Raw genomic sequence first — 24,421 nt, forward strand, 5'->3', positions numbered from 1 at the left:
GAGTCTGTGAGTTCGAGCTTCCTCCGGATCGTAACTTCCGTATTGAGGATTAGGGAAACGACGCACAGAACGGCAGGCAGAAGAGGCGATCGCTCAAGGCCGAACCTCGTTCAAATCACCGGTCAAATTCCCTGAATCTTTGCGATGTCCGTTCTCGCGATTCTCCTCTGGCTCGTACTGCTGAAGCAACTGTAAAATTGCTTTCTCCTGAAATTGTCGCGCGAGTTGTTGTAATTCTCGCGTCAACGATACCAGATGAGGGTGACTGGCTTCGAGACGTTGAGCTTCTTTGATAATGCCGCGCAAGTGACCCCGTCGCGCTAAGTGCATTAACGACTCGAGCGCTTCAGTTGGGATAGCCGCCGGATCGATATCCTCGAGAGAGAGTTCGTCTTGGGGGATCTCGTCAGTCTCGCCAGGTTCCTCGATGGCGTATTCCCAGGCGATATCGAGATAGGTTTGCAGTTTTTCGAGTAAATCGTCGGCTCGAATAGGTTTCGGCAGAAAGGCATTCGCGCCCGCCTCGAGACTGCGACGGCGATCGGCCTCGAACACCCGAGCCGACGTCACCAACACGGGAATGTCTTTTAACTCGGGACATTGGCGAATTTGTCGCGTCAGTTCGAGTCCGTCCGTGACGGGCATAATAATATCGGTCAAAATCAAATCCGGCCGTGCGTGTTGGGCTAACTCGAAGCCGACTTCACCGTTTTCGGCCTCGAGAATTTTAAATCCTAAAGGCTCTAACATAGCCGTGACGACAACGCGGTTGTCCGGGCGATCGTCCACCAGGAGAATGGTTTTCGCCGCGCCAGAAAGTCCGACGATCGCACTAGCATCGAATTTAGCAGTCGGCGAAGTCGAGTCTGTGGCGTGCAGAACCTGCAAACGCAAGTCGAACCAAAACGTACTGCCTCGACCGAACGTACTTTCGACGTGAATTTGTCCCCCCATCAGGTTGACGATCTGCTGGGCGATCGCCAAGCCGAGTCCAGTCCCTTGGGCGATCTGCGTGGCTTCTTTGACTTGCTCGAACGGTTGAAAAATCTTCTCGAGCTGTTCGGGAGTCATGCCGATACCCGTGTCTTCGATTTGAAACCGCAGTTCGACGGTTTCCTCGCCATCTTCAGGTCGGTCGTACCCGAGAACCTTCACGCGGAAGGTGACGCTCCCCTTTTGGGTGTATTTCACGGCGTTTCCCAACAAGTTAATCGTCACTTGTCGGAGGCGTTTTTCATCAGTACGGACGAATTCGGGAAGGTTTTCGTCGAAATCGGAATAGAAGAGAAGGTCGTTATTACGGGCTTTGACCTGACAGATTTCGGCAACCCCCACCAGAAACGCCGAAAAGCGAACGTCGGTTTCGTACAAATCCATCTTCCGCGCTTCGATTTTCGACAAATCTAGAATGTCGTTGATCAGCGAAAGCAGGTACGAGCCGCACTGGTGAACGATCGCGACGCCCTGGCGCTGTTGGTTGAGGTCGCGGGCGTGTTCCATAATTTGGGCGTAACCGAGAATCCCGTTGAGGGGAGTTCGCAGTTCGTGGCTCATATTGGCCAAAAACTCGCTTTTGGCTTGGTTGGCCACGTCTGCGGCCTGTTTGGCCGCTTCGAGTTCGCAGGTTCGCTCTCGTACCTTGACTTCGAGGTCGGCCGAATACTCCCGTAGGCGATCGTTGGCTCGGCGAAGCTGCCGCTGGTTGTAGGAGTTGGTGGCCAAAACTGCCGAGATAACTAACGCCAGGACGGGGGTAACCGACGGCACGATCCAACCGGCCAAAAAGGCTACGTCGGCGATAACAACGAGAGCGACGCTTCCAATACCGGCGATCGCGATCGTTCCGAGAAAGAAAATGTTGTTGCGACAGAATTTCCTCGGCAGTAGCATCCAGGTGGCGACGGCACCGACCATCGACCACACCCAAACCCACACCCATTCAGCGTAACGCGGCCACAGGTGCATCAGCGGCCGTCCGTCGAGGGCTGAGCTGAGAATTTGACTGACGATATGGGCGTGGATCTCGACGCCGCTGGTTTGCAGTCGTTCGCTACTCTCTGAGGTGATGTTGTTGGAATAGGGGGTAAAAAAGAAGTCGTTCGTGCTATCGGCAGTCGATCCGATGAGGACGACGCGATCGCGCATCAAGTCAGGAGGAATGCGGTCTTGCAAAACGTCGAGAATCGACACGGTCTCGAAGCTACCACTCGGACCGCGATAGTTGAGGAAAATCTGATAGCCGCCGGCGTCTTTACTCGAGTATCCGGCTTCGTTTCCCTCGAGTGGCACGAACGTCGCTCGTCCGAGTCGATAGCGAGAGCGATCGCCTTCGACGGGTTCGAGAGAAATGCCTTCGGCTTCGAGATACAACAGACTCAGGCGAGTGGCCAAACCGAGAACGAGTTCGTCTTCGACCATTGCCGAAATCAAGGCACGGCGAACTTTTCCGTCTCGGTCTTCGGGAAGGTCGGCCAGGGCGACGCGCTCGACGCGCTCGAGAGCCGGTGGCGGGGCAACCGTACCAGCTCCGAGGGATTTCTGCACGCCGATCAACATCGGCGTCTGTTCCATCACTTCGACTAAGCGATCGTGGCCGGGTTCTTCGGGTAAGTCGCGGTAAATATCTAAGCCGATCGCCCTGGGGTCTTGGGCGGCGATTTTTTCGACGAGATCGGCGAGAACGGCGTCGGAAATCGGCCAGTCTCCAATTTCGGTAATGTCGTCTTCACCGATGGTAACGATAATAATCCGCGAGTCCGTGGGGTCTGCCGGTCGCAGGCTGAAGAAGCGATCGATCGCTGCGACTTCGAGGATTTTAAACCAACCCCAAAACGCGCCGGCACAGCAAACGACTGCCGTACCGGACGCGAGAACTACCACGTGTTGCCACGTTTTAAGAGACCGTTTGAACTGATTCCACACTGGGACTTCGTCCGATTATTTCGTGAGGGGGCGATCGGCGATTTCGTCGAGTCCGACTTGAACGAGGAAGTCGTTCCACTCGCTGGCCAGGGTGGGATCGTTCGGGTTCGTCTCGCGTAGTTCGGCGAGGGTACCGAGTGCGTCGTACCAGATACCGCTGCGACCGTAAGTATCGGCCAGCTCCAAGGACGGTTGAGCGGCAACTTCGACTTCAGCATCGATCCGTTCGATCCATCCCGAGACTCGGGGGCTGTCGGGACGCAACAGGTCGTCGGTCATCAAAACGACGTGCCATTGATAGTCTTGTCCGATTTCGAGTTCGGGGGCGTCCGAGGGCAAGCTAAAACGCACCACTCCTTGACGTCCGGAAAGACCGACGAACCCTTGATAGTGCAGGTTTCCGGCTTCGTCTTTCAGGCTGAAAAACGCTTGTTGGACGTTGGTTTCTGGAACGTAGACGAACAGGGACGGCCGGCCGGCTGTGGTGCGACCGTAGTTACTCGGAGGGATTAACGGTGTGAAGAAGGGTTCGGGCCGTCTCGACGCACCGCCGCTCACATCGCTGGGAGCGCCTTCGCCGGGAGGTTGAAACTCGACTTCACCGCGAGCTGCTCCGCCGCTGGTTTGGTTGGGCGAACCTTGTCCGGGGGGTTGAAACTCGACTTCGCCGCGAGACGCACCGCCGCTGGTTTGTTGGGGAGCCGCATCGCTCGGGGGTCGGAAGTTGACGTCGCCGCGAGACGCGCCGCCGCTGGTTTGTTGGGGAGCCGCATCGCTCGGGGGTCGGAAGTTGACGTCGCCACGAGATGCGCCGCCTGTGGTTTGTTGGGGAGCCGCATCGCTCGGGGGTCGGAAGTTGACGTTACCCCGAGATGCGCCGCCTGTGGTTTGTTGGGGAGCCGCATCGCTCGGGGGTTGAAACGTGACTCGACCGCGAGACGCGCCGCCGGTTGTTTGTCTGGGGGCTTCGTCTGACGGGGGAACGAAGGTCACCGCTTCAGCTTTGTAATTCCAAGAGACACCGAGAAGTAAGCCGATAGTGGCGGATGTTAGGGCAAGGGTTAGGCGTTTCATGAGTCCGATCCTCAATCAAGTATGGATTACAAGAATCCTGGTGGTCGTGTTTTAAGCTCTTTAACAGTCTGAACCTGGGTAACTGTCAAACAGATGCTACGGGTCTCTCTCCTAAAAATATCGGATTTTTATACGAGTTACGTAGTATTTCTGTAAAGACTTTGCAAAGACTTGGTAAGTTGGGGGGTCTGGGTCGAACCGATCGGTTTCCTATGTGCCTAAGTTCGTCGGTAATGTTAAATATTTTGTGGTTGGAGATAATTTCGAGTAGGCGATCGCGTTTTCAAGACGATCGCGGGCGATCGCTTGCGAACGGTATCGTACAGACTTAACGCTAGAAGCCCGATCGCTTCCTCATGGAGTAAACGATCGAATCCAACAAAAGTTTGTAGGGTCGCGATCGAATACATCAGGTCTGAGACATCTTGACGGTTTGGGAGGTTCTTTACAGCTTCATCCTACACGAAATTAACTTCTATCAAGAAGACATTTTACAATTGTTATAGAAGGATTAGGTTAAATTTTAGTTATGTCGATATTTTATATCCCAATCGACGATCTATACCCTTAGACCGTGCTTCAAGACCCGTAAAGCACGGTATATCAATAAAAACAACCGAACAGCAAATTTGTATTTCATCCTTTTCGATCGTCTAGAGTTTTAGTTTGACTTTTAAAACAACCGAGTTTTTATGTAGTTCAGCTTCCTGTTTCGTGCAGGATATTACTGAATTTTAAAAACAACGAACAAAAAATATCAGTAAAAACACGTAGGCAGCGCTCCATAGTGACGAATATTAAAATAAGTAAAGCTTATAAAAAATAGAAATCGCCCGATTTTCGAGATGAAGATCGGGCGATCGCATCGTGGGTCGAACGAGATCGGTCAGTTATCGCAGCCGCCAAAGCAGCCAGGACAGTTTGACGGCTAAAAACTCAAACACAGCCAGAGCGAACTGTCCTAACCCGATCGGCGATCGCTAATATCCTCTCTCAAGCCCCCGGTACGCTCGTCGTGGCTTTGTTAGGACGACCCGATACCTTAGTCGTCAAAGGGGGGTAAGCGTTCGTCAGCGACATCGAACCGTTCGACGAATTACTGCGATCGAGATTCGGACTCGTCAAGTTAAACCGATAGCCAACATTGCGAACCGTCTGAATCAAATTCGGCTGACGGGGATCGAGTTCGATTTTCTTACGCAACGACAGGACGTGCGTGTCGATCGTCCGAGGATTGTCGATCGCTTCAGGCCAAGCCCGTTTGAGCAGTTCCGTCCGGCTCAGGGGAGTGCCTCCCGCTTGCGCGAGAACGTAGAGCAGGCTAAACTCTTGAGGCGTCAGTTCGATCGACTCTTCTTTATATCGAACGCGACGTTGAACGAGGTCAATTTTCAAATCGCCGTACTCCAAACAGGCCGGAGGCGTCATGGTTCGACTGCGGCGCAGTACCGCTTCGACCCGAGCTAAAAACTCTTGCATTCCGAACGGTTTGCAAACGTAATCGTCAGCCCCCGCTTTCAACCCCGCCACCACGTCAGCTTCTGTATTTCTTGCAGAAAGCATCAACACCAACGACTGTTGTTGTTGATAAAGCCAGTGACAGAATTCGAGTCCGTCTCCATCGGGAAGATCGGAATCGACGATCGCCAACGTCGGTTGTCGTTGATAAAACACGTCTCGTCCGTGGCTGATGTCTGCAGATTGACAAACGCTATAGCCGGCTTGTTGGAGATGCCAGCCTAACAGAGATCGAAGCTGAGGGTTTCCCTCAACAATTTGAATACACAAAGAACTCACAGCATCCCTCGCCCGTTTTCTCAGTCGGTCTAGACAAAAAAGTCTTTCAGTGTTTATCAAAGTAACAAAGGCTTTGTCAGGGTTCTGTAACGCCTGCTACGTCTAGTTGGGCGGAAAAGCGACCGATGCGCCTCCAATCGCTTTCTGTTACCCTAAAAGTATTAGGGTCGGTCGCTCGTTCGACTAAACCATCGCCAACTCGCTGTTGCGTTCAATCGTCCAACCATGCTGCAAGACGCTTCGACCATTCGTCACTACCAAACCCTCACCGACCAGTTTGTTTCGCTGTGGAATCGGGGCTATCGAACTGACGATCTGAGAATGTACTTAGACGGGTATTTGCGAGCCTTGAGACAGGCAAACGTCCTCGAACCGTTCCTAATCCATCGCCTCGAAGAAGAAGCCTCTCGCTTTATGCGCGATCCCTCGAACTTCGAGATGTCCTATTATTAGCCGAGCCGGGGAGAGGGGGAGAGGGGGAGAGAGGGAGAGAGGGAGAGAGGGAGAGGGGGAGAGAGGGAGAGAGGGAGAGGGGGAGAGGGGGAGAGAGGGAGAAACGATCGACTATTCCCCGTTCCCTGTTGCCGATTCCCTGTTGCCGATTCCCCGTTCCCCGTTCCCTGTTCCCCGTTCCCTGTTTCCCGTTCCCCGTTCCCTGTTCCCCGTTCCCCGTTCCCTGTTCCCCGTTCCCCGTTCCCCGTTCCCCGTTCCCTGTTCCCCGTTCCCCGTTCCCTGTTCCCCGTTCCCCGTTAACTGTCTTCACTGGTGACTGGTGACTGGTGACTGGTGACTGAAAAAGACTGCTCCTCCTCGAGATGTATTTCTTCGACGAGGACGTAACGGCTTTTTCCCTGCTTCTTCGCCTGCAACATCGCTTCGTCGGCCAGGCGAATCAGTTCGTCGATATCTTCGCTGTGGGTCGGATACAAACCGATCCCGATGCTGGCTGTAACCGACACCGTTCCGGCTTCTAATGCGAACGGTTCTGCCAAACCGCGAATGAGCTTTTCGGCGACCCGTATCGCATCGTCGGTACTGGGAATCCCCGGTAAGATGACCGTAAACTCGTCGCCTCCCCATCGAGCAACGGTATCGCTTCCCCGCAAACTGTCGCTGAGACGTTGTGCTACCGCTTTCAACAGGGCGTTTCCCGTCAGATGACCGAGGGTATCGTTGACTTCTTTGAAACCGTCGAGGTCGAGGAACATTACCCCCACGCATTTCTGGCGAGATTGCGCCCACTCTAACGACTGCTTGAGGCGTTCGTAAAACTGCTTGTGATTGGGCAATCCCGTGAGTTCGTCGTGAGAGGCGTCTTGTTGGAGTTCTTGGTTCGATTGAGCGAGTTCGGCCGCAATCTGTTTGAGTTGTTCCTCCATGTGTTTTCGTTCGGTAATGTCGCGAATCACGCCGACTAAAAACAAATTTCCCGCTCCGTCTCGGTGAAGCGATCGCTTTGTGGCGATAATACGAACGTTGCCTCGGGCGTCGGTAAACTGGTCTTCAGATTCGCGATCGCGCCCCGTTTTCAACACGACATCGTCTTCGTCACGAAACGTCTGGGCTTGGTCGGCGGGAAACACTTCAAACTCCGAGCGATCGATCAGATTCTCGAGGGAATAACCGACCAGTTTTCCATATGCTTCGTTCAACACAATCCAGCGATGGGCGGTATCTTTAACGAAAATCGGGTCGGGAATCGTATTAATGATACTCTGCAAAAATTCCTTGGACTTCCGTAATTCCTCGCCCAAATAGGCTAAATAGCCCACGATCGCCACCGTCGATCCCAACAGCGACAACATCGACGGTATGATGGGAATCCACCAACTGCCGAGATAGGCGACGTAACACACTCCCGTCAAGGCGACGGCTGCGATCGCAACCGCGACGGTCGCCCCTTTGACCGAGTGTAACCGCCAACTCACCAAGGCTCCGAACCACGCCCAACCGACAATCCAAGCAATTTCGAGCAGTTCGGGCCAAACGCGCAACAGCGGCCGTCCCTCCAAACTGGCATCGAGGATCTGCCCGACGAACTCGGCTTGCAGCAGCACCCCCGGCACTTCGTCTTGAGGCTTCAGAACTTGACGACTGTAGGGCGTCACGAACATATCGCGAATGCTCGAAGCCGTCGAACCGATGACGACGATGCGATCGCGAATCATCTCCGGCGGAACGGCATCTTCGAGAACGTCCCGCAGGTGAACGGTTGGAATCTTCGTGACTGGACCGCGATAGTTGGCTAAAAACTGATAGCCGCGATCGTCGGCTCGAGTGTATCCTCCATCGGCCTCTTGAAACTTAGGGACGATCGCCCGACCCAATTTCATGTAGCCGTGGGGGCCGGCTTCGGGACGGATATTTTCAACCTCCAAATACAACTGAACCAGTCTCAGGGCGAAACTGCGATGTAACGTTCCGGTATCGTCTTGCAAAAATAAATATCCCCGGCGAACGATCCCGTCGGAATCGACGATGGTATTGTTAAAGCCCACGGCATCTCGGAGGCTGAGAGCCGGGGGTGGGGCGACTCCCGACATCCGTTGGTCTTCGAGTTTTTCAATGCCCACGAGGTTAGACGACGTCTCGAACAACTCCACGATGCGATCGTGTCCCGGTTCGACGGGGAGGTCTCGATATAAATCCAAACCCACCGCTCGAGGGTCGTAGCGATAGAGCGTTTCGATCGCTTCGGCCAGTACGCCGTCGGGAACTGGCCACCGTCCCAACCGCTGTAAATCTTCTTCGTCAATGCCGACCACTAACAGGCGATCGTCGTGAGGTTCGGCGGGGCGCAACCTCAAAAAGATGTCGGCCGTTGCCCATTCCGCTGTTTGCAACAGACCGATCGTTCGCAACAACAACACGCACCCAGCAGCCCCCATCGAAGCCACGGTTACGCTACGCCACTTGAGAAGCCACTGTTTGAAGTCTGACCACACGATTGGATTAAATCTTTGAAGATTGAGAAGACGGACTCGAAACACGCTCGCCGAAAAACCTTGCTAACAATGAGCTTCCCTGGCGAGATAGAGAAATCGGACTCGCGATCGCCACCCCTCCAACTAACGTGACCGAAGCGACGAACGAGACGATCGCACCCCAACGCTCGGCTCGAGTTCCACGATACATCACCGTTACCCGAGTCAGACCGGGCGGAACTGAGAGTTCGAGTCTGTCGCCGGACGTTCGGCCGTCCTCAACGGTCGATCTGCGAACGAGCGGTTGCCATCGACCGGCATCGAGGCGTGCGAACCACCCTGGATAATTAAACGTTCTCAAGCGAACGATTCGCTCGACTGGCGTGGCGTTGTTCGTCACGAACTCCCTCAAACCAAAGTTCCAACGTTCGACCGTCAATCCGTCGCGCTGACCGTCCTGCCATTCTACTAAAGGGTAAACGCGATCGGGCGGCATCGGCAACGTCACGCCTTTAGCGCGATATTCGTAAACGTCTACGAACGCCAACCCGTCTGGATAAATCCAATGCCATCCGAGAAACGGCGTTCCCGGTTGTTGACGAGGTTCTTCGGGAAACTGTTTCGCCTCGGACAGACGTGCGAATTTGTCGAGGGTGGCGGGTGCGTAAATCGCTCGTTCGGCAATTAACATTCCTTGAAACCCATGCCAGGCGACAATTCCCCACAGTAGAACCGCTAAAGCACCCTTGACGATCTGCAATCTCTTGTCAGTGGGCTGGGAACACCGAGCGACGCGATACAGGCTATCTCCCAACAGCAGCGGTACGAGAACGGTCGCCACGCTCAACCAACGCCAGGAAAACTGAATTCGTTGCAAGGGGGGAACGACGAGATACAGCCAGCCTAGCAGATCGGTGGTCATCAGTAAGGCGATCGCACTGACGATCGACCAGTAGAGAACGGTTCGACGTTGGCGAGACCCCGATCCGTCGGCCGCAACCCATCGATCGACACTGTAACCGACGATCGCTCCCAACGTCACGACCCCCATCATCGCCCACGGTGCGATCAGTTTGCGGTCGAACCAGTGATTCGTCAGATCGGGATTCAGCCACCACAACCCCGACAACAGCAACCGGTTTTGCGGTAAATAGTCGAGGGTGGCGTACAGTGCGTCTAACTGGACCGAACGACCGTCGATCGCGACGGGAAGCAGGAAAAATGCTGTGACGCTCCAGGCGATCGCCAAGCTGCTGTAACTGCGTAAAACTGCTTGCAGACGCCGTTTTGAGGGCGCGATCGCCCAAGGTAACGGCAGCCAAAGTAAGGTAAAAATCAGTAACGTGGGTAAGTGGGACAACACCAACGCCCCATACGCGATCGCGAACTGGACGATATCCCAGTCGGGATCGAGTCCCCACCGAACTCCTCGCCGACGCGGTGGGGGATGCGAGGCGCGTTCGATAACCTGTTGCGATGCCAGTAAAATCCAAGGTAAGGTCGCGATCGCCCAGACTTCCCCAATTGCGCCCCGTTGGTAAATATCGATCGTAAAATACGGCGACATCATACCCGTCAAGGCGACCGTCAGCGACACCCATCTCGGATAAAATCGCCGAGTCAGACGGTATAATCCGATTCCCAACAGGGCGATCGCTGCGGCCATACTGGCGATTAACGATCCCGCCAACCCCAACCCCATCATCCGAAACGGTAGCGTCGCCACCATCGACAGGGGAGGGTAAAAGACGAAAGTGGCGTTTCCGAAGCCGAAGTTAGAAAACTCCAGCCAACGGGGGTAAAACTGTCCTGAAAAAAATTGACGTTGGTATTGAAACGCCCAAATGAGGTTGAAGTGAGTCGAATGGGTTAGCGGATAGCTTCGTTCTAACATGGGGGCGATCGCGAATCCCACCACTGCCGCTAACAATACCCCAACTTGCCAGTGTTTCAATCGATCGCGCATGGTCGGTTGTTGAGATTTATCGATACCTGGAGTTTTTCACAGTCGATCCTCTGAGTTAATACCACGATCGAAACCACATCCGAGCGTCGAACGCTTCTCGGGTTAAGGGTAATCCTAAATAGATCGGCAGCCAATACCAAAATCCCAAGACGACGATCGCGATCGCGACGCTTCCTAGGATACGCCACCGGCGATCGCGGCAACTCAACGCCCGATCGACCCACCACGCCAACGCCATAAACGAAAACAGCGAAGCGGCCATGTAGTGGTAAATGTAAGTACAGCGAGAGACTTTTGCCCAGGGGAGAAAGTTCGCGACGAACTGACAAACGAGAACGCTATGCAGCAGAAAGCGGGTTTGCGACATCGGACGATTTAACACCCCATCGATCCCCTGACGGACGAACTGAAATGTCACGCCAGCGATCGCAAAAGCCGACAACCACCACAACGGGGGATTTCCAAACGCGTGAACGTCAAATACGATCGTTTGAAGTCCGCGATCGACCGCCTCGAAATAATAGCCCACCGGACGCACCATCCACGGCCAGCTATACCACGTCGAACAGTAAGGATGGGCTTCGGCAGTGTTTCCGATGCTTTCGTGATAGGTTAAAATTTGCCACTGCATCCCCGCGAACGTAAAGTCTGTATTGAGTTGTAAGTGGGGAATCCACAGCAATCGATAGACGAGAAACGGGACGAGAGCAAAATGAATGGCAAAGTCTAAGCGATCGATCTCGAGAATCGATCGAAGGGGATTTTTTAAAATCTTTCGATCGGGTGGGGTAGGGTCGTCTTGAGGGTTGGCGTCGTCGTCGCCGGAGATCGACGACTCTGTTTCTAAATCGGAGGGTTTAAAACGGCGATCGCACGTCGATTTTAGGGATTGTAACGCCCAGGCTCCCCCGTAGAGTAAATAAATCCCTAACAAAAATCCCAAGCCGTTCCATTTTACTGAAGCGCACCCTCCCAAACACGCGCCAGATGCCATCATCCAAAGGGTTTGACGTGCGGAGGTTAGGGATTTCAAAAATGCCAGTACGCCTAACAATCCGAAGGCGAGTAGATAAACGTTAATCAGTCCATAGCGAGATTCGACTAACACCAAGCCGTCTAAAGCAACAAACACGCTAGCTAAAATTGCGTAGCGTTTTTGTCGTGTAATTTGATAGGCGATCGCGCCGACTAATATCGGAATCGTCGTCCCCACGACTCCGTTTGCCCAACGATATGCAAAGGCGTCAATTTCTTCGACAGTCGCGGCATTTTGAAACGCTTCTAACCCTCCCATAAAGTGAGCGTGAAGCCAAATTCCCAATGCAATAAAGTATTTTCCAAATGGTGGATGTACGTCAAAAAAAGGAATTTGTTTTAGATAACTAAAACCGTACTTTGCAAAATAAACTTCGTCGAAGACTAACGTATTAAATCGATTTAAACCCCAAAATCTAATCGCTAAAGATCCGGCAAAAATACTTAAAAATGCCATCCAGAGCTTTTTCATTTTAAAATTTAGTTGTTTTTTACGATCGCTTATATAATATAGCAGCATAACTTTGTTTGCGACTCGCGATCGAAAAAAGCTTCTGGCAGAATAAGAAGTTCGATCGCTCTGTTGCTACCCAGGATCTAATATTGCTGTATTTCGAGCGTTTGAACAAATAATTTTGTGAGTTTGAAAGCAGTTTTATCGATTTAAATTATCGATATGTTGTAGATTCTTATAAATATTATAATCTTCGCGATCGTAACAGCAAAAAATAACATTTAGAGAGCGATCGCGATCGCAAAAATAATTATTGTACGAGGCGATCGCGACTTCGGCTGCTAATAGTTTTGGATATCCGTAAACCCCCGTACTGATACAGGGAAACGCGATCGATTTAAACTCGCGTTCTATCGCCAGATCGAAACAACTGCGGTAACACCGACTTAAAATGTCCGGTTCTCCTTTACAACCCCCCTGCCATACCGGACCGACCGTGTGAATAACATACCGAGCGAACAAGCGATATCCTCGCGTTAGTTTTGCCTCTCCAGGTTGACATCCAGCCAGTAGACGACACTCGTTAACCAGTTCCGGGCCGGCCGCTCTATGGATCGCACCGTCTACACCACCGCCCCCTAACAAGCTAGTATTGGCCGCATTCACGATCGCATCGACCTTTAATTTAGTAATATCGTCTAAAACAACTTCCATCGCTCGATTTCTGCTTCTAAACTTCTTTTTCTAGGCCTTGTAGTTCGATACTATCTTACGGATCTCAACGATATTTGATGGGAACGACTCGAATCCTCACTGAATCGAGAAAACAACCGCACCCAAACGATTTTGAGATCGACTCACGATCGCGTCGTCCTTTCCCGATCGCGCTTCCGGTGAAACTGCTTCGCCCAATCGTTAGCCCAGTCTTCATCCATCCCTAAGAGTAAAGCACACTCGCGCAGCTCGGAAACCTCGATGTCGGGACATTTCGTCACCATCTGATTCGTCAGCCATCGCAGCGTGATATTGCGTCGGACTCGCCGTTGAAACCCGACCAATCGATAGAGTTCGGCTAACACTTCGATGCGACAGTCGAGGGGAATTTCCCAAATTTCGGCAGTTGCATCCTTTTCGAGAGTACGTGGCGGCCGAGTTTCGCCGCTATGCGTCACTTCTAACTCGATGGCTTCGCCGCAGTGAGGACAGGTGTAGCGACAGATTAAAACGTACTCCCCCAGTTGGGGATGCCATTGATAGCGGTGAGGTTGGCGATCGCCGGGACGAGGTTTGAAGACGTGGCGACAGTGAGAACATAACACGTTAGCACGGCCGGGCGATAAGCTAATGGCATCGAGACTCCAGTTGTGGATGCGATCGGGAGTGCCGTGAACGATCCAGTTTTCGGTATGGTCGAGGAGGATGGCGTGGTCTTTACCAGGATGGGGACGCAAGCCTCGACCGATAATTTGTAGCCACAGAGTCAGAGAACTCGTCGGACGCACGCATTGAACGGCTTCGATGCTGGGGAGGTCGAACCCTTCGGCGAACAAGCCGCAATTACTGAGAACGAGGGTTTCTCCCCGTGCAAACCGTTCTAAAACCGCTTTGCGATCGCCGTCTTTAGTGTTTCCGTCTAAGTGTTCGGCGGGAATTCCGGCCTGGCGGTAGGCGTCGGCGATGGCTTGGCTGTGTTCGACGTTAACGGCGAAGACGACGGTTTTTTTGCGATCGGCAAATTCTTGCCAAGCGGCGATTAAATCCCCCATCACCAGAGAATTAGTGACGGCTTTCGCCAGTTGTTTGGTGTTGTAATCCCCGGCGGTTTTTTGAATTCCAGTGGTATCGACAGTTTTGGGGGCTGCAAACAGCTTGAACGAACAGAGGTAGCCGCGATCGATCAGTTCGCGCACCGACGGACCTAAAATTAAGCTGTCGTAGAGGTCTTTGAAGCCCCGGCCGTCAATGCGGGCGGGCGTGGCCGTGACACCTAAAATGTAAGCGTTGGGAAACTGTTCGAGGAGTTCGGAATAGGTGGCAGCGGTGGAATGGTGAGCTTCGTCAACGACGACGAGGGCAGCAGGGGGCAGTTTGCGGTTAATCAGAGACGCGATGCTGGCGACTTGAACCCGGTGCGATCGCTGTTCGGGATATCCGGCTTTGATGAGTCCGACGGGTTCGTCTGTGACCCGTTCGAGCTTGTCTTTGGCTTGGAGGAGGAGTTCTTCACGGTGGGCTAAAACGAGAACGGGCTGTTTGCGATCGGTGAATTGCTGGGCAATACTGGAAAAGACCACGGTTTTTCCGGCTCCCGTGGGAAGTTGTAGTAAGACACGGCGCGATCGCCCGGTCGTCCATTCTTTGAAAACCTGTTGAACGAGAATTGATTGGTAGTCTCGCAGGGAATATCGCAAAGACATCTCGCGTTAATATCGTGAAGGTGAGAGTTGGAATTGAGGTTCGAGGTGAACCTTAGATCGATCGTATTATAAACTATTTAAAATAATACAAAACGATAGTATTTAAATTTTATCTATCTTATTTTTTAATTTTAAATACACCAATGCAGTGTTTCGTTTTAAATTTAAAATATAATTTGTTTGAATTTTTTGATATAATTTTATGATATTAAATTGCAAAAAATCACGATCGCTTAACGTTTCATCATAAATCAAAAAACATAAATTTGATGTTATTTTATGTTTGCTGTATTTTATTTTATTTCGATTGTGAATAAAAGATCGCGATCGAATCATCATGTTTTTATGTTTTTTTATTTTGAAACTCACTTTTATTTTTAGTATTTCTCGATCTTATTCGAGCAATTTAGCAGAATCGTTTGAGTTGTGAACACCCTCTGTAGTTGGGATCGCCGTGCTACAGCACTTTCAGATTACAGGATTTCACCAATCGGCTGAGTTGGCTATTCATTATTTAATATCTAATTATTTTGTTGCTAATTATACTGAAAAAATATATAACAGTCCCCAATGGTTTGTCAAAAATTAAAATGCCAGAAAAAATTCGATTCCCCATTCCCCGTTCCCCATTCCCCATTCCCCGTTCCCCATTCCCGACTTTGCTACACAACTGATTTAGGGTTGCTATAGTAAATTTTCGAGAAAGAAAGAGGAATGGGTATCGTGAATTCATCAAAACCAAACAAGCTGCTTTTACGATTGCCAAACCCCGAGCGAAAATGCCACAATGAAATCGACCTGTCATTTCGTCCGCCGAGCGCACTTCGGGCGTCAAGCATTGAGGTACGCAGTTCGATCGCGTCGATCTCGATTATCGTCGGTTTGTATCGGACGACTGGCTTGGAGTCCTTTTCAATTTAACTCGTTATGAGCGTCTCTTGGAAACAACTGACGGTATACGCCGCCCTTCTGGCCGTGGGAGGAGCAGCAGGTGGAGCAGTCAGCCGCTATCTCGACGCGCGATCGCCCGATCGGAGCGAAACGACAGCCACACCAGTTATGCTCAGTCCCCCCATTATCGAACGTGGAAGCCTCGAGACCGAGTCCGCCGACGGCGAAACGAGTCCCAACTTCATCGCTCGAGCTGTCGAACGGGTGGGATCGGCAGTGGTTCGGATCGATGCAGCTCGAACGGTATCCCCCGACACCTCCGATCCGCTCGATCCCTTCTTTCGCCGCTTTTTCGGCCAGGATTTCCCCGAACCCTCCGAACGCGTCGAACGAGGAACGGGATCGGGATTTATCCTCTCGAGCAACGGACGTATCGTCACCAACGCTCACGTAGTCGAAGGGGCGAACGTGGTGGACGTGACGCTGCGGGACGGTCGCACGTTTGAAGGAAAAGTGTTAGGAACGGACGCGCTGACCGACATCGCCGCGATTCAAATCGAAGCGCAAAACTTACCCACGGCACCGCTGGGATCGTCGGCGAACCTCGTGCCAGGTCAGTGGGCGATCGCCATCGGAAACCCCCTCGGCTTAGATAATACGGTAACGGTGGGCATTATCAGCGCGACGGGGCGATCGAGCGCTCAAGTGGGAATTAGCGACAAACGGGTGCGCTTCATTCAAACCGACGCCGCGATCAACCCCGGAAATTCTGGCGGTCCGCTCCTCAACGATCGCGGCGATGTTATTGGAATTAACACGGCGATTCGTGCTAACGCCCAAGGGTTGGGGTTTGCCATTCCCATCGAAACCGCCCAACGGGTAGCCGCCCAACTGTTCGACCTCGGCCGAGCCGAACACCCGTTTTTAGGCATTCAAATGGTCGATCTCAATCCCGATCTCAAACGCGAACTCGAACGCACTCGCGATCTCGACTTTTCCATCGATCGCCTCGATCTCGATCGCGGCGTCCTGATTATGCGCGTGTTGAACGGCTCTCCCGCCTCGGCGGGAGGCTTGCAAGCTGGAGACACGATCGTTCGCATCAACGGCTTTGAAATCGACTCGGCGGCCGAGGTGCAAGAGCGCGTCGAAGCGAGTCAGGTGGGGGAAGCTCTCGAAGTGGAAGTATTGCGGGACGGCGAACTCGAACTCGTCCGCGTTCGTCCCGAACCCTATCCGTCTGACGCTTTCACGCCTTAAAAAGATCGCTGGGGAGGAGCGATCTAGAGCTGTCTAGGGTGTCGTGTCGTCTGAGTGGCGATCGAGACCGCTTCCTTGCGACAGTTGGCGATCGAGTTCCATCCGCTGTTCCATTTGGCGCAAAAAGTAACCCGTCATCATCGCCGAGGCGAGCATTCCCGCCATATTATCGCGATCGGTCGAAATTTGAACGTTGAACCCTTCAGCCGGGAGAACGCCGACTAGCCCTTGAACGTTGCGGGAGATAATGTCTTTAATTTCCGGGCTGACTGACTTCGCCACGCGAGCGAGAATGTCAGGCGATTGGTCTTGAAGATACGTTAGCAGTTGGTTGCCAGCATCCTCGTCGAGCTGAGAAAAAATTTCGGGGTCGAAAACCATGAGCGTGTGATAATCCGTCAGTGGGCTTCAAAATTGGCCTGAACTAGATCTAGTGTAACGTCAGTTTGGAAGAGCAGGGGAGCAGGGGAGCTTCTTCAGGGAAGAGTGAAGAGGGAAGAGTGGGGAGTTCTCCTCATCTCATCATCCCGTCACCTCCTCACTGGTGACTGGTGACTGGCGACTGGCGACTGAAATACTGCTCGCTGTTCACTGTAAAAGCGGTAAACTTTCAATTTGGAAATATTGATGAAATTTGGGTGTAACTCGTAGCTCGTAAGAGCGAGCTTCGGGGGATTTGCGGCGTCGTACTAAGCCGAGTTCCATCAGCTCCTTGACGTGCTGGTAAGCTCCCGAACCGCGCCAATCCACTAACTCCGACTGCAAAATTGGCTGTTTTAAGGCGATCGCCGCTAGGGTGCGTTGCGCTCCGACTCCCATTTCCGGGGGAACTAAATCGAGCATGACTTCGCGGAAAGCTTCGCGTAGCTGCAAGCTGTAGCCGTTTTCCGTTTCGACGATTTCCAACGCACTGTCGCGACGGGCGTAATCGTCCATCAATTCCAGTAAGGCGTCTTCAATTTCAGCGCGATCGCATTTCGTATACTCCGTCAACTGCGAAACTGAGAGTGCCTTTCCCTTCAAATATAAAATTGCTTCGATCGTTGTCGCTAAACGTTTCATTGACAATTGATAATCGTTTTTCAAAACCTTTTTCTTATTTTTTGAAAAAAATCAACTTTAAAATAAGAAAAGATTGCAAATTGAATGATTTGAATTCAATTCCATAGAAAACAATTTCATTTTGACGCGGTTGGCTTTCGGTTTGCTCGACCTAACCTACACTCAAAAAGAAACTGTACACTATTTATAGCAAGTTTAAAGAAAAATGGTATTCAAGCCAATCGTGCAAATATAGCAACCCTAAATCAGTTGTGGCAACTACACAGAAGTGAAACTCACAACTGAAGGTCGGATGGTCTCTCCAGATCCCCGGCATCTCCAAAATGCCGGGGATCTCACACAGCCATTGACCGATAGGGGATTTTGCCACGAATCATTGAACACTGCTGAAGTTAACGGCTCAAGCAGGTATTTCTCCCTTGCTCCCTTGCTCCCCCTCTCCCTTGCTAACTCTACTGCTCTACCGTTGTTTGGGTCGATCGCTCTCGGCGACGCAAGGACAGCCCCTCAAAGGTTAACTCACCCTCGCGAGCATCAACGTAAATTAAAGAGCCGGGGAGAAACTGGCCTTTGAGAATCGAGCAACCGAGGGGACGAACCAACAGCCGTTCGATCGTCCGTTCCATTTCTCGCGCCCCTAATTTTTGGTTGTATCCTTGTGCCATCAACACGTCGTAAGCCGAGTCAGTCAGTTTCAACCGCAGATTTTGAGCGTGGAGCCGCTGGCGAACGTTGTCGAGGACTTTATCGGCAATTTGACGCACTACCGTCGGCGATAAAGGCGAGAAATAGACGATTTGACCGATACGGTTGAGAAGTTCCGGACGTAAGGACTGGCTGATGGTCTTCAAAATTCCGTTGCGGTAGTGTTTGGAATTGGGAAGGTGGAGACTCTCCGACTCCAAGCCAAAGCCGAGGGACGACTCAGAACTGACGTTCGCCCCTAAATTCGAGGTCATCACAATAATGGTTTCTCGAAAGGAAACGTGATTTCCATGACTGTCTGTCAACCGCCCTTCATCGAGAATTTGTAAAAACAAGTCCAAAACCTGGGGATGGGCTTTTTCGATTTCGTCGAACAAAACGACACTGTAGGGATGGGTTCGCACGGCTCCGGTGAGTTGTCCTTCGCCTTCGTGGCCGATATACCCTGGAGGCGCACCGATGAGACGAGAGACGGAGTTCGGCTCCATGTACTCCGACATATCGATGCGGACAAGTTTTTGGGGATCGTCGAACAGGAATTCTGCGAGGGCTTGAGCCAGTTGGGTTTTTCCCGTTCCCGTTTGTCCGACGAACATAAACACGCCGACGGGTTTTTGAGGGGGTTTCAACCCGGCGCGAGCGGTGCGGATAGCATCTGCAACGGCGGTTACGGCTTCGTCTTGTCCGATGACGCGCTGTTGCAGATAGCTTTCTAAGCGTAGCAGGCGCGATCGCTCGTCTTCGGTGACTTGTTCGACGGGAAGGCGACAGCGTTTGGCGATGACGCGGGCGATGTCAGCTTTCGTCACCCGACGGGGACGCGATCGCAATCTCGCCCCCGATCGTAACCGCACTTCCGCACAGGCGCGATCGATCGCATCGATGGCTTTGTCGGGAAATCGCGCGTCGCTGACGTAGCGTCCGGTCAGTTCCACCGCCACGCTCAGAGCGCTATCGTCGATTTTGAGGTCGTGATGGCGCTCGAACTGAAGTCGCAGACCCTGTAAAATCGCGTGGGTTTCTTCTGGGGTGGGTTCTTGTACCCAAACGACCTGAAACCGGCGATCGAGAGCGCCGTCTTTTTCGATGGTTTGGCGGTATTCCCGCACGGTCGTCGCTCCGATACAGTGGATTTCACCTCGCGCCAATGCGGGTTTGAGGATGTTCGCCGCATCGCTGGCTCCGGTTCCTCCCGCTCCTAACACCGTATGGATTTCGTCGATAAAGACGATCGTGTCGTCGCTTGCACTAGCTTCGTTGACGAGGGCTTGAATCCGCTCTTCAAATTCACCGCGATATTTCGATCCCGCCAACAGCGACGCCATCGACACTTCGACGACTCGTTTGTCGGCGAGGACGGGGGGCGCTTGGGAACTGGCGAGCCACTGGGTCAGTCCTTCGACGATGCAGGTTTTGCCCACTCCCGGTTCTCCCACGAGGATGGCGTTGCGCTTGCGTTTCTGCATCAAAATGCTGGCGAGGGTGCGAATTTCGGCCTGTCGTCCGACCACTGGGTCAAGTTGGCGTTTTCGCGCCAGTTCGGTGAGATCCCGTCCGAAGCAGTCCAACAGAGGTGTAGCGCGTTTGTTGCTGTCTGAGTACAAGGAATCTCCATCTAACATGAGATGGGGGTCGGGGGGAAGGGGATCGAAATCCCATTCGTCACTGGGAACGGGCGAATCGACGCCGTAAATGCCCAGTTCGGCTAAGAGATTTTCCCAAGGGGCGTTGGGTAACTCGAACAGGGCTTGTAGGAGGTGATAGGGGCGAACGGTGGGTTCGTCGATCGACTGGAGGGTCGAGATTTCTTCAGCCCGACTGAAGACTTCACGGGCGGCGCGATCGCGGTGCATGATTCCTTGGTGAACGCGCACGGGCGTCGGACGGGCAACTTGCGATCGCAACTGACGGCGAAACTGGGTTCGATCGAGTCCCCAACTGTCGAACCATTGTTGTAGAACTTGAATGTCGCTTTTAAATTCTCGCTTTTGGAGGGGATTGTTGCGAATCTGCCGAGGACAAAAACGTTCGAGATCGAGATCGCACAGCTTGCATAACCCGAGCAATAAATGGGCTGGGGATATTTCGCTAGCATGACCGGATTTCGCTTCGATCGCGGCAATATTCCAAGCGAGTACGGTACTGGGCGCGTAAACTGCCATCCGACAAAACCAATTGAGTTCGGGAACGGTCTATCTAGATTATGCACGAGGAAACGGTACGATTGAAGACAGTCAGCAGTGAAGACAGGGAACAGGGAACAGGCAACAGGCAACAGGCAACAGTTAATCGTTTCTCCCCCTCTCCCTGGCTCCCCCTCTCCCTGGCTCCCCCTCTCCCTTTCTCCCCCTCTCCCTTTCTCCCCCTCTCCCTTTCTCCCCCATGGCCAGCCAAAGACACTCAGCCCGGTGAGGATGAGTCAAACGGGTGCGTTGCCAATTAAAGCCATCGCTCTTGAGATCGCGATAAGCCGCTTCAGTCCAAGAGCGAAAGCCATAAAAGGCAGCCGAAGCCGATTGAGGTGAGGCGTCACTCAGCAACAGCCAAGGGTCTTTGTAATCCTCGTCCCATCGGGCTAACAGGGTACAATCGAGAGGATTTTGGCGAAAGCAGCGTACCGGTTGACTAAAACTCTCACCAACTCGAACCACTTGCTCGAGAGGTTGCCAGTCGGCGAGAGTTTCCCCCGAGCGCACTTGGTAATAGCCTTGTGAGTTAATACGTAACAAAGGATGCCATCCCAGAGCCACAATTTCCTCATACAGCCAACAAGCATAGAGTCCTCGATCGGCCAAAACCCAAACCCTGACCGACTCGGGAACCACTCCGCTCAAGCGACGGAGCAAGTCTTGCCACAGGGGCTTCCAGGGGTGTTTCTGGGAAGCTTTCACGATTTTCCAGGCCACGGGAATGCCACTGCCGCGATAGAGTACGTTGAGTGACAAGACGATAAATTTTTGACCGATATGGGTCGCATCTAAGGCCAGGAACAGGTCGTCGCTCTCTCCTAATAGCTCTAAGACCCACTTCAGCAGCGGCGCGAAACAACTGGCTACATCTAGCTCAGCATATTTACGACCGTAAGCTTGGCGTTTTTCTTTGTACCACTGTTGAAGTCCTTGACGAGTGTTGGTGAATTTTTCCTCGTTGACTTAGGCAATACACTCTGACACCTGAGTCAGACTTGAAGAGCGGCTCATCATCATGCCAAAGCTCCAGGTGGCTAGCCCTGATACTTGTGGCAAGGAAAGATTCGGAAAATGACGACTGACTTCTTGCGACCACTGTTTGAGGTAAGCTGAGTTGTATTTCATGGCTTCTCCTAAACGAGTCTACGGCTTTCTCTTTGTCGGCTCTTTCTCTCTCTCTTACAATCATAGCCTTGTCAGGAAGGGGAGAGGGGGAGAAACGATTAACTGTTCCCAGATCCGCTGTTCCCTGTTAACCGTCTTCACTGCTCACTGTAAAAGGCTGGTGACTGTTCTCTCCTGTCTGGTCAAAAAGATTCTGTTAAAATCGAGGGCAAGACCGATGAACTCTATCAACGTTCGATCGCATTTAGAGTTTTCCTCGGTTCGATCGCGCTCCGAGTATTGACAAAAGGATTAGAGCTGAGTTTAACTCACCCTTGTTTGTCTGTTCGGCCTATCCGTGGACTTGCCCGTGGGTCGTCAGACTCGAGAAAACTGCTTCTTAGGTTTGGCTGCTGGTGTACTCCCCCAAAGCGCAAAAGATCGAGATCGATCGAGAGTATCCCTGTCCGTGTCGTCGTCCCGGTCGTCTAAAGCCGATAGCACTGACAGACGCCTTCGGCTGCGATCGCTGCCAGCAAATTTTCGTGGTGGACGAGAACGGAACCTCTATCGAGCAGTTGTCCACCCATTACCCCTACAAGCAAGTGTGGCGTTGGACGGGAACCCACTGGATACGAGCGCGTTCGGGTTTGAAAGAGACCTATCTTCCCCTAGCGCTCGGTGTTGTTTTGGTCTTGGCAATTATTTGGTTGCCGTTGGCGTTGCGCTTGCCCGTCGGAGCGAATACAATTCCCTGGATTATCTTAGTGGTTCTGTTGGCAATCTTGCCTGCATTTTTAGTGTGGCTGGCATACCGGCGTGATTCGTAATGACAACCGATTCTCTGGAGATTTGCGACAATCCTATCACCGCAGCGCGTCGCGCCTACCAAGCGTCTTTGGGATTGGCGAACGCGAAAAGCGTCGATCGCTCTAACGCACTGTTGCGGATGGCGGAGGCGTTGCGCGACCGTCAAGACGATATCCTCGAATCGAACACCCTCGATCTCGAGGCCAGTCGCGACATGGCCGTTCCCGAACTGCTGTTAGACTGGCTGAAATTGACCCCAGAACGGCTACAAACGGCAGCGAACATCTTAGAACGCCTCGGACAGCTTTCCGACCCAATTCGTCGCGTGACGAACACGCCGCTGCAAGTCGAACAGGCGCAAACTTACTGTCAGTTGATGCCCCTCGGGGCGATCGCGCTGATTTACGAAGCCTTTCCCGAGTTAGGGGCGATCGCGGCTGGAATGTGTTTGAAAACGGGCAACAGCATCGTTCTCAAAGGAAGTACGGAAGCCAGTCAGTCCAATACGGCGATCGCTCGCGCTCTCCAAGATGCCCTCGCCGACACGAACCTGCCTTCGGGTTGCATCGAACTGCTTCCGGCCGATATCGGTACGTCGATTCGCGAACTCGTCAGTCAAGAACACTATCTCAGTTTGGTGATTCCTTACGGTCGCACGAGTTTAGTGCAACCGATCGTTGAAAAAGCAACGGTTCCCGTGTTGCGAGCTGCGATCGGCAATTGTTATTTATACTGGTCGCCGACGGGAAGTTTAGATGCGGTGCGATCGATCGTCCTGGACAGTCATTGTAGCGATCCCGACCCCGTCAACGCCATCGAAAAAATCCTCGTTTCTCCAGAACAAAAATCTTCATCTCTGGTGAGTTTGTGGAACAGCTTGCGCGATAAGGGATTTGAGATTCGCGGTGACGAACGTTTAGTGGAAGAATACCCCGATCTCGTTCTGGCCGATGCGGCAGAATGGAGTCAAGCATATTTAACGAAAACCATCGCGTTTAAAGTCGTCGATAGTTTGGATTTGGGTATTTTTTGGATCAACCAATATAGCAGCGGTCATGCTGACTGTTTGGTCACGGAATCCTACAGCGAAAGTACTGAATTTTCTCTTGGGGTCAAAAGTGCCTCGGTGTATATTAACGCTTCGCCTCGGTTTTCTCGCCTTCCCAAATCGGGAAATACCATTTGTTTGGGAATGTCCAATCAGATGGGACATTATCGCGGTTTTATCAGTTTAGAAGCGTTGACGCGCGTGAAACACGTGATTCAAGGACACGAGTAACTGTTTTAGCTCAGTAGGATTGAGTTCGTAGAACCCCACAAAGATTTACTTCTTTTTAGGTGGGGTTCATCTAATTTTTCTGAGAGGGTGACAAGGTAGACGGAAGCCAGACGGGACAATTGTTTGAGAGAATAGAGGAGTCCCAAAAAAGAGGGTGGCGTTTGCGGCCACCCCAACAAAAAAATGCTACCGACATTCTACCAAGATTTTCTTGCGCATCCATCTCAATGAGAAGCAAATTGGGATCTTAAAGTGGCTGGTCTGGATACTGCAAATGCATCGGCAAGTCAAATTATCGACGTTAGCGCAGTTCTTTCCTCAACCGATAAAATACGACAGTCGCGTCACCAGCTTGCAACGATTTCTGAAGGGGTGCATCCCAATCTTGCAAGACTCAGTCTGAGAATTGATGGTTCAGGTAGGCACATCGGTGCTTTAGCACTTGTTGCACGTTGTCTTCGTGCCACTGAGCCCCTGAAATCTTAACCCGTCGCCCAATTTGCTTGACCGTTGACTCAATCTCACCCGAGCC

The 24,421-nt window shown here is 52.3% G+C and carries 18 protein-coding genes and 1 pseudogene; 4 read left to right on the forward strand and 15 right to left on the reverse strand.

The window, feature by feature from the left end; all coding sequences use genetic code 11:
• Positions 1-93 precede the first annotated feature (93 nt).
• The 4 genes from GEI7105_RS30460 to GEI7105_RS0113415 form a co-directional block, all read right to left on the reverse strand.
• Positions 94-2,880, reverse strand: coding sequence for a CHASE2 domain-containing protein (locus GEI7105_RS30460; RefSeq protein ID WP_245555405.1), 2,787 nt, complete (start codon positions 2,878-2,880; stop codon positions 94-96).
• Between the two features lie 57 nt (positions 2,881-2,937).
• The gene (locus tag GEI7105_RS0113400; RefSeq protein WP_017660968.1) at positions 2,938-3,996 is read right to left on the reverse strand and encodes a DUF928 domain-containing protein; all 1,059 of its coding nucleotides are present in this window, start codon (positions 3,994-3,996) and stop codon (positions 2,938-2,940) included.
• Between the two features lie 236 nt (positions 3,997-4,232).
• Positions 4,233-4,406: a hypothetical protein gene (locus GEI7105_RS38475; RefSeq protein WP_017660969.1), complete on the reverse strand. Its 174-nt coding sequence runs from the start codon at positions 4,404-4,406 to the stop codon at positions 4,233-4,235.
• Between the two features lie 583 nt (positions 4,407-4,989).
• Positions 4,990-5,793: a response regulator transcription factor gene (locus tag GEI7105_RS0113415; RefSeq protein ID WP_017660970.1), complete on the reverse strand. Its 804-nt coding sequence runs from the start codon at positions 5,791-5,793 to the stop codon at positions 4,990-4,992.
• A gap of 225 nt (positions 5,794-6,018) precedes the next feature.
• Here GEI7105_RS0113415 and GEI7105_RS0113420 point away from each other — a divergent pair, with 225 nt between their 5' ends.
• A complete protein-coding gene (locus tag GEI7105_RS0113420; RefSeq protein WP_017660971.1) occupies positions 6,019-6,246 on the forward strand; it encodes a DUF6761 family protein in 228 nt (75 codons plus the stop codon).
• 296 nt (positions 6,247-6,542) lie between these two features.
• Here the strand turns inward: GEI7105_RS0113420 and GEI7105_RS0113425 are convergent, their stop codons facing one another.
• The 5 genes from GEI7105_RS0113425 to GEI7105_RS30470 all read right to left on the reverse strand — a co-directional run bounded on the left by GEI7105_RS0113425 (position 6,543) and on the right by GEI7105_RS30470 (position 14,589).
• The gene (locus tag GEI7105_RS0113425; RefSeq protein WP_017660972.1) at positions 6,543-8,738 is read right to left on the reverse strand and encodes a CHASE2 domain-containing protein; all 2,196 of its coding nucleotides are present in this window, start codon (positions 8,736-8,738) and stop codon (positions 6,543-6,545) included.
• A gap of 7 nt (positions 8,739-8,745) precedes the next feature.
• Positions 8,746-10,683, reverse strand: coding sequence for a putative glycosyltransferase family protein (locus GEI7105_RS30465; protein WP_017660973.1), 1,938 nt, complete (start codon positions 10,681-10,683; stop codon positions 8,746-8,748).
• Between the two features lie 55 nt (positions 10,684-10,738).
• Positions 10,739-12,175, reverse strand: a complete 1,437-nt coding sequence (locus GEI7105_RS0113435; RefSeq protein ID WP_218959071.1) for a dolichyl-phosphate-mannose--protein mannosyltransferase — start codon at positions 12,173-12,175, stop codon at positions 10,739-10,741.
• Between the two features lie 198 nt (positions 12,176-12,373).
• The gene (locus GEI7105_RS0113445; RefSeq protein WP_017660976.1) at positions 12,374-12,886 is read right to left on the reverse strand and encodes an O-acetyl-ADP-ribose deacetylase; all 513 of its coding nucleotides are present in this window, start codon (positions 12,884-12,886) and stop codon (positions 12,374-12,376) included.
• Positions 12,887-13,029: 143 nt separating this feature from the next.
• A complete protein-coding gene (locus tag GEI7105_RS30470) occupies positions 13,030-14,589 on the reverse strand; it encodes a DEAD/DEAH box helicase (protein WP_017660977.1) in 1,560 nt (519 codons plus the stop codon).
• Between the two features lie 927 nt (positions 14,590-15,516).
• On the opposite strand from GEI7105_RS30470, the gene GEI7105_RS0113465 reads away from it, so the two are divergent.
• Positions 15,517-16,740: an HhoA/HhoB/HtrA family serine endopeptidase gene (locus GEI7105_RS0113465; RefSeq protein WP_017660980.1), complete on the forward strand. Its 1,224-nt coding sequence runs from the start codon at positions 15,517-15,519 to the stop codon at positions 16,738-16,740.
• 33 nt (positions 16,741-16,773) lie between these two features.
• Here the strand turns inward: GEI7105_RS0113465 and GEI7105_RS0113470 are convergent, their stop codons facing one another.
• The 5 genes from GEI7105_RS0113470 to GEI7105_RS38480 form a co-directional block, all read right to left on the reverse strand.
• A complete protein-coding gene (locus tag GEI7105_RS0113470; RefSeq protein ID WP_017660981.1) occupies positions 16,774-17,121 on the reverse strand; it encodes a DUF760 domain-containing protein in 348 nt (115 codons plus the stop codon).
• A 207-nt stretch (positions 17,122-17,328) separates the two neighbouring features.
• Positions 17,329-17,802 (reverse strand): SMC-Scp complex subunit ScpB, encoded by a 474-nt coding sequence (gene scpB / locus GEI7105_RS0113475; protein ID WP_017660982.1) that lies wholly within the window; start codon positions 17,800-17,802, stop codon positions 17,329-17,331.
• 452 nt (positions 17,803-18,254) lie between these two features.
• Positions 18,255-20,669, reverse strand: coding sequence for an ATP-dependent Clp protease ATP-binding subunit (locus tag GEI7105_RS30475; protein WP_017660983.1), 2,415 nt, complete (start codon positions 20,667-20,669; stop codon positions 18,255-18,257).
• A gap of 123 nt (positions 20,670-20,792) precedes the next feature.
• On the reverse strand, positions 20,793-21,452 hold the full coding sequence (locus GEI7105_RS33485; RefSeq protein WP_192816689.1) for a transposase: 660 nt from the start codon (positions 21,450-21,452) through the stop codon (positions 20,793-20,795).
• 207 nt (positions 21,453-21,659) lie between these two features.
• Complete coding sequence (locus GEI7105_RS38480) at positions 21,660-21,821, reverse strand: hypothetical protein (RefSeq protein ID WP_158413206.1); 162 nt, start codon at positions 21,819-21,821, stop codon at positions 21,660-21,662.
• Between the two features lie 395 nt (positions 21,822-22,216).
• Between GEI7105_RS38480 and GEI7105_RS0113490 the strand changes: the two genes are divergently transcribed.
• Both GEI7105_RS0113490 and GEI7105_RS0113495 read left to right on the forward strand, forming a co-directional pair.
• Entirely contained in the window at positions 22,217-22,630 is a 414-nt protein-coding gene (locus tag GEI7105_RS0113490; RefSeq protein WP_017660985.1) for a hypothetical protein, read from the forward strand.
• Complete coding sequence (locus GEI7105_RS0113495; RefSeq protein ID WP_017660986.1) at positions 22,630-23,889, forward strand: glutamate-5-semialdehyde dehydrogenase; 1,260 nt, start codon at positions 22,630-22,632, stop codon at positions 23,887-23,889. The genes GEI7105_RS0113490 and GEI7105_RS0113495 overlap by 1 nt, the downstream gene beginning before the upstream one ends.
• 394 nt (positions 23,890-24,283) lie before the next feature.
• Here the strand turns inward: GEI7105_RS0113495 and GEI7105_RS37305 are convergent.
• A pseudogene (locus GEI7105_RS37305) lies at positions 24,284-24,421 on the reverse strand (ISKra4 family transposase); the annotation flags it as partial.

The sequence above is a fragment of the Baaleninema simplex PCC 7105 genome (assembly GCF_000332355.1).
Classification (GTDB): Bacteria; Cyanobacteriota; Cyanobacteriia; order Cyanobacteriales; family Geitlerinemataceae; genus Baaleninema; species Baaleninema simplex.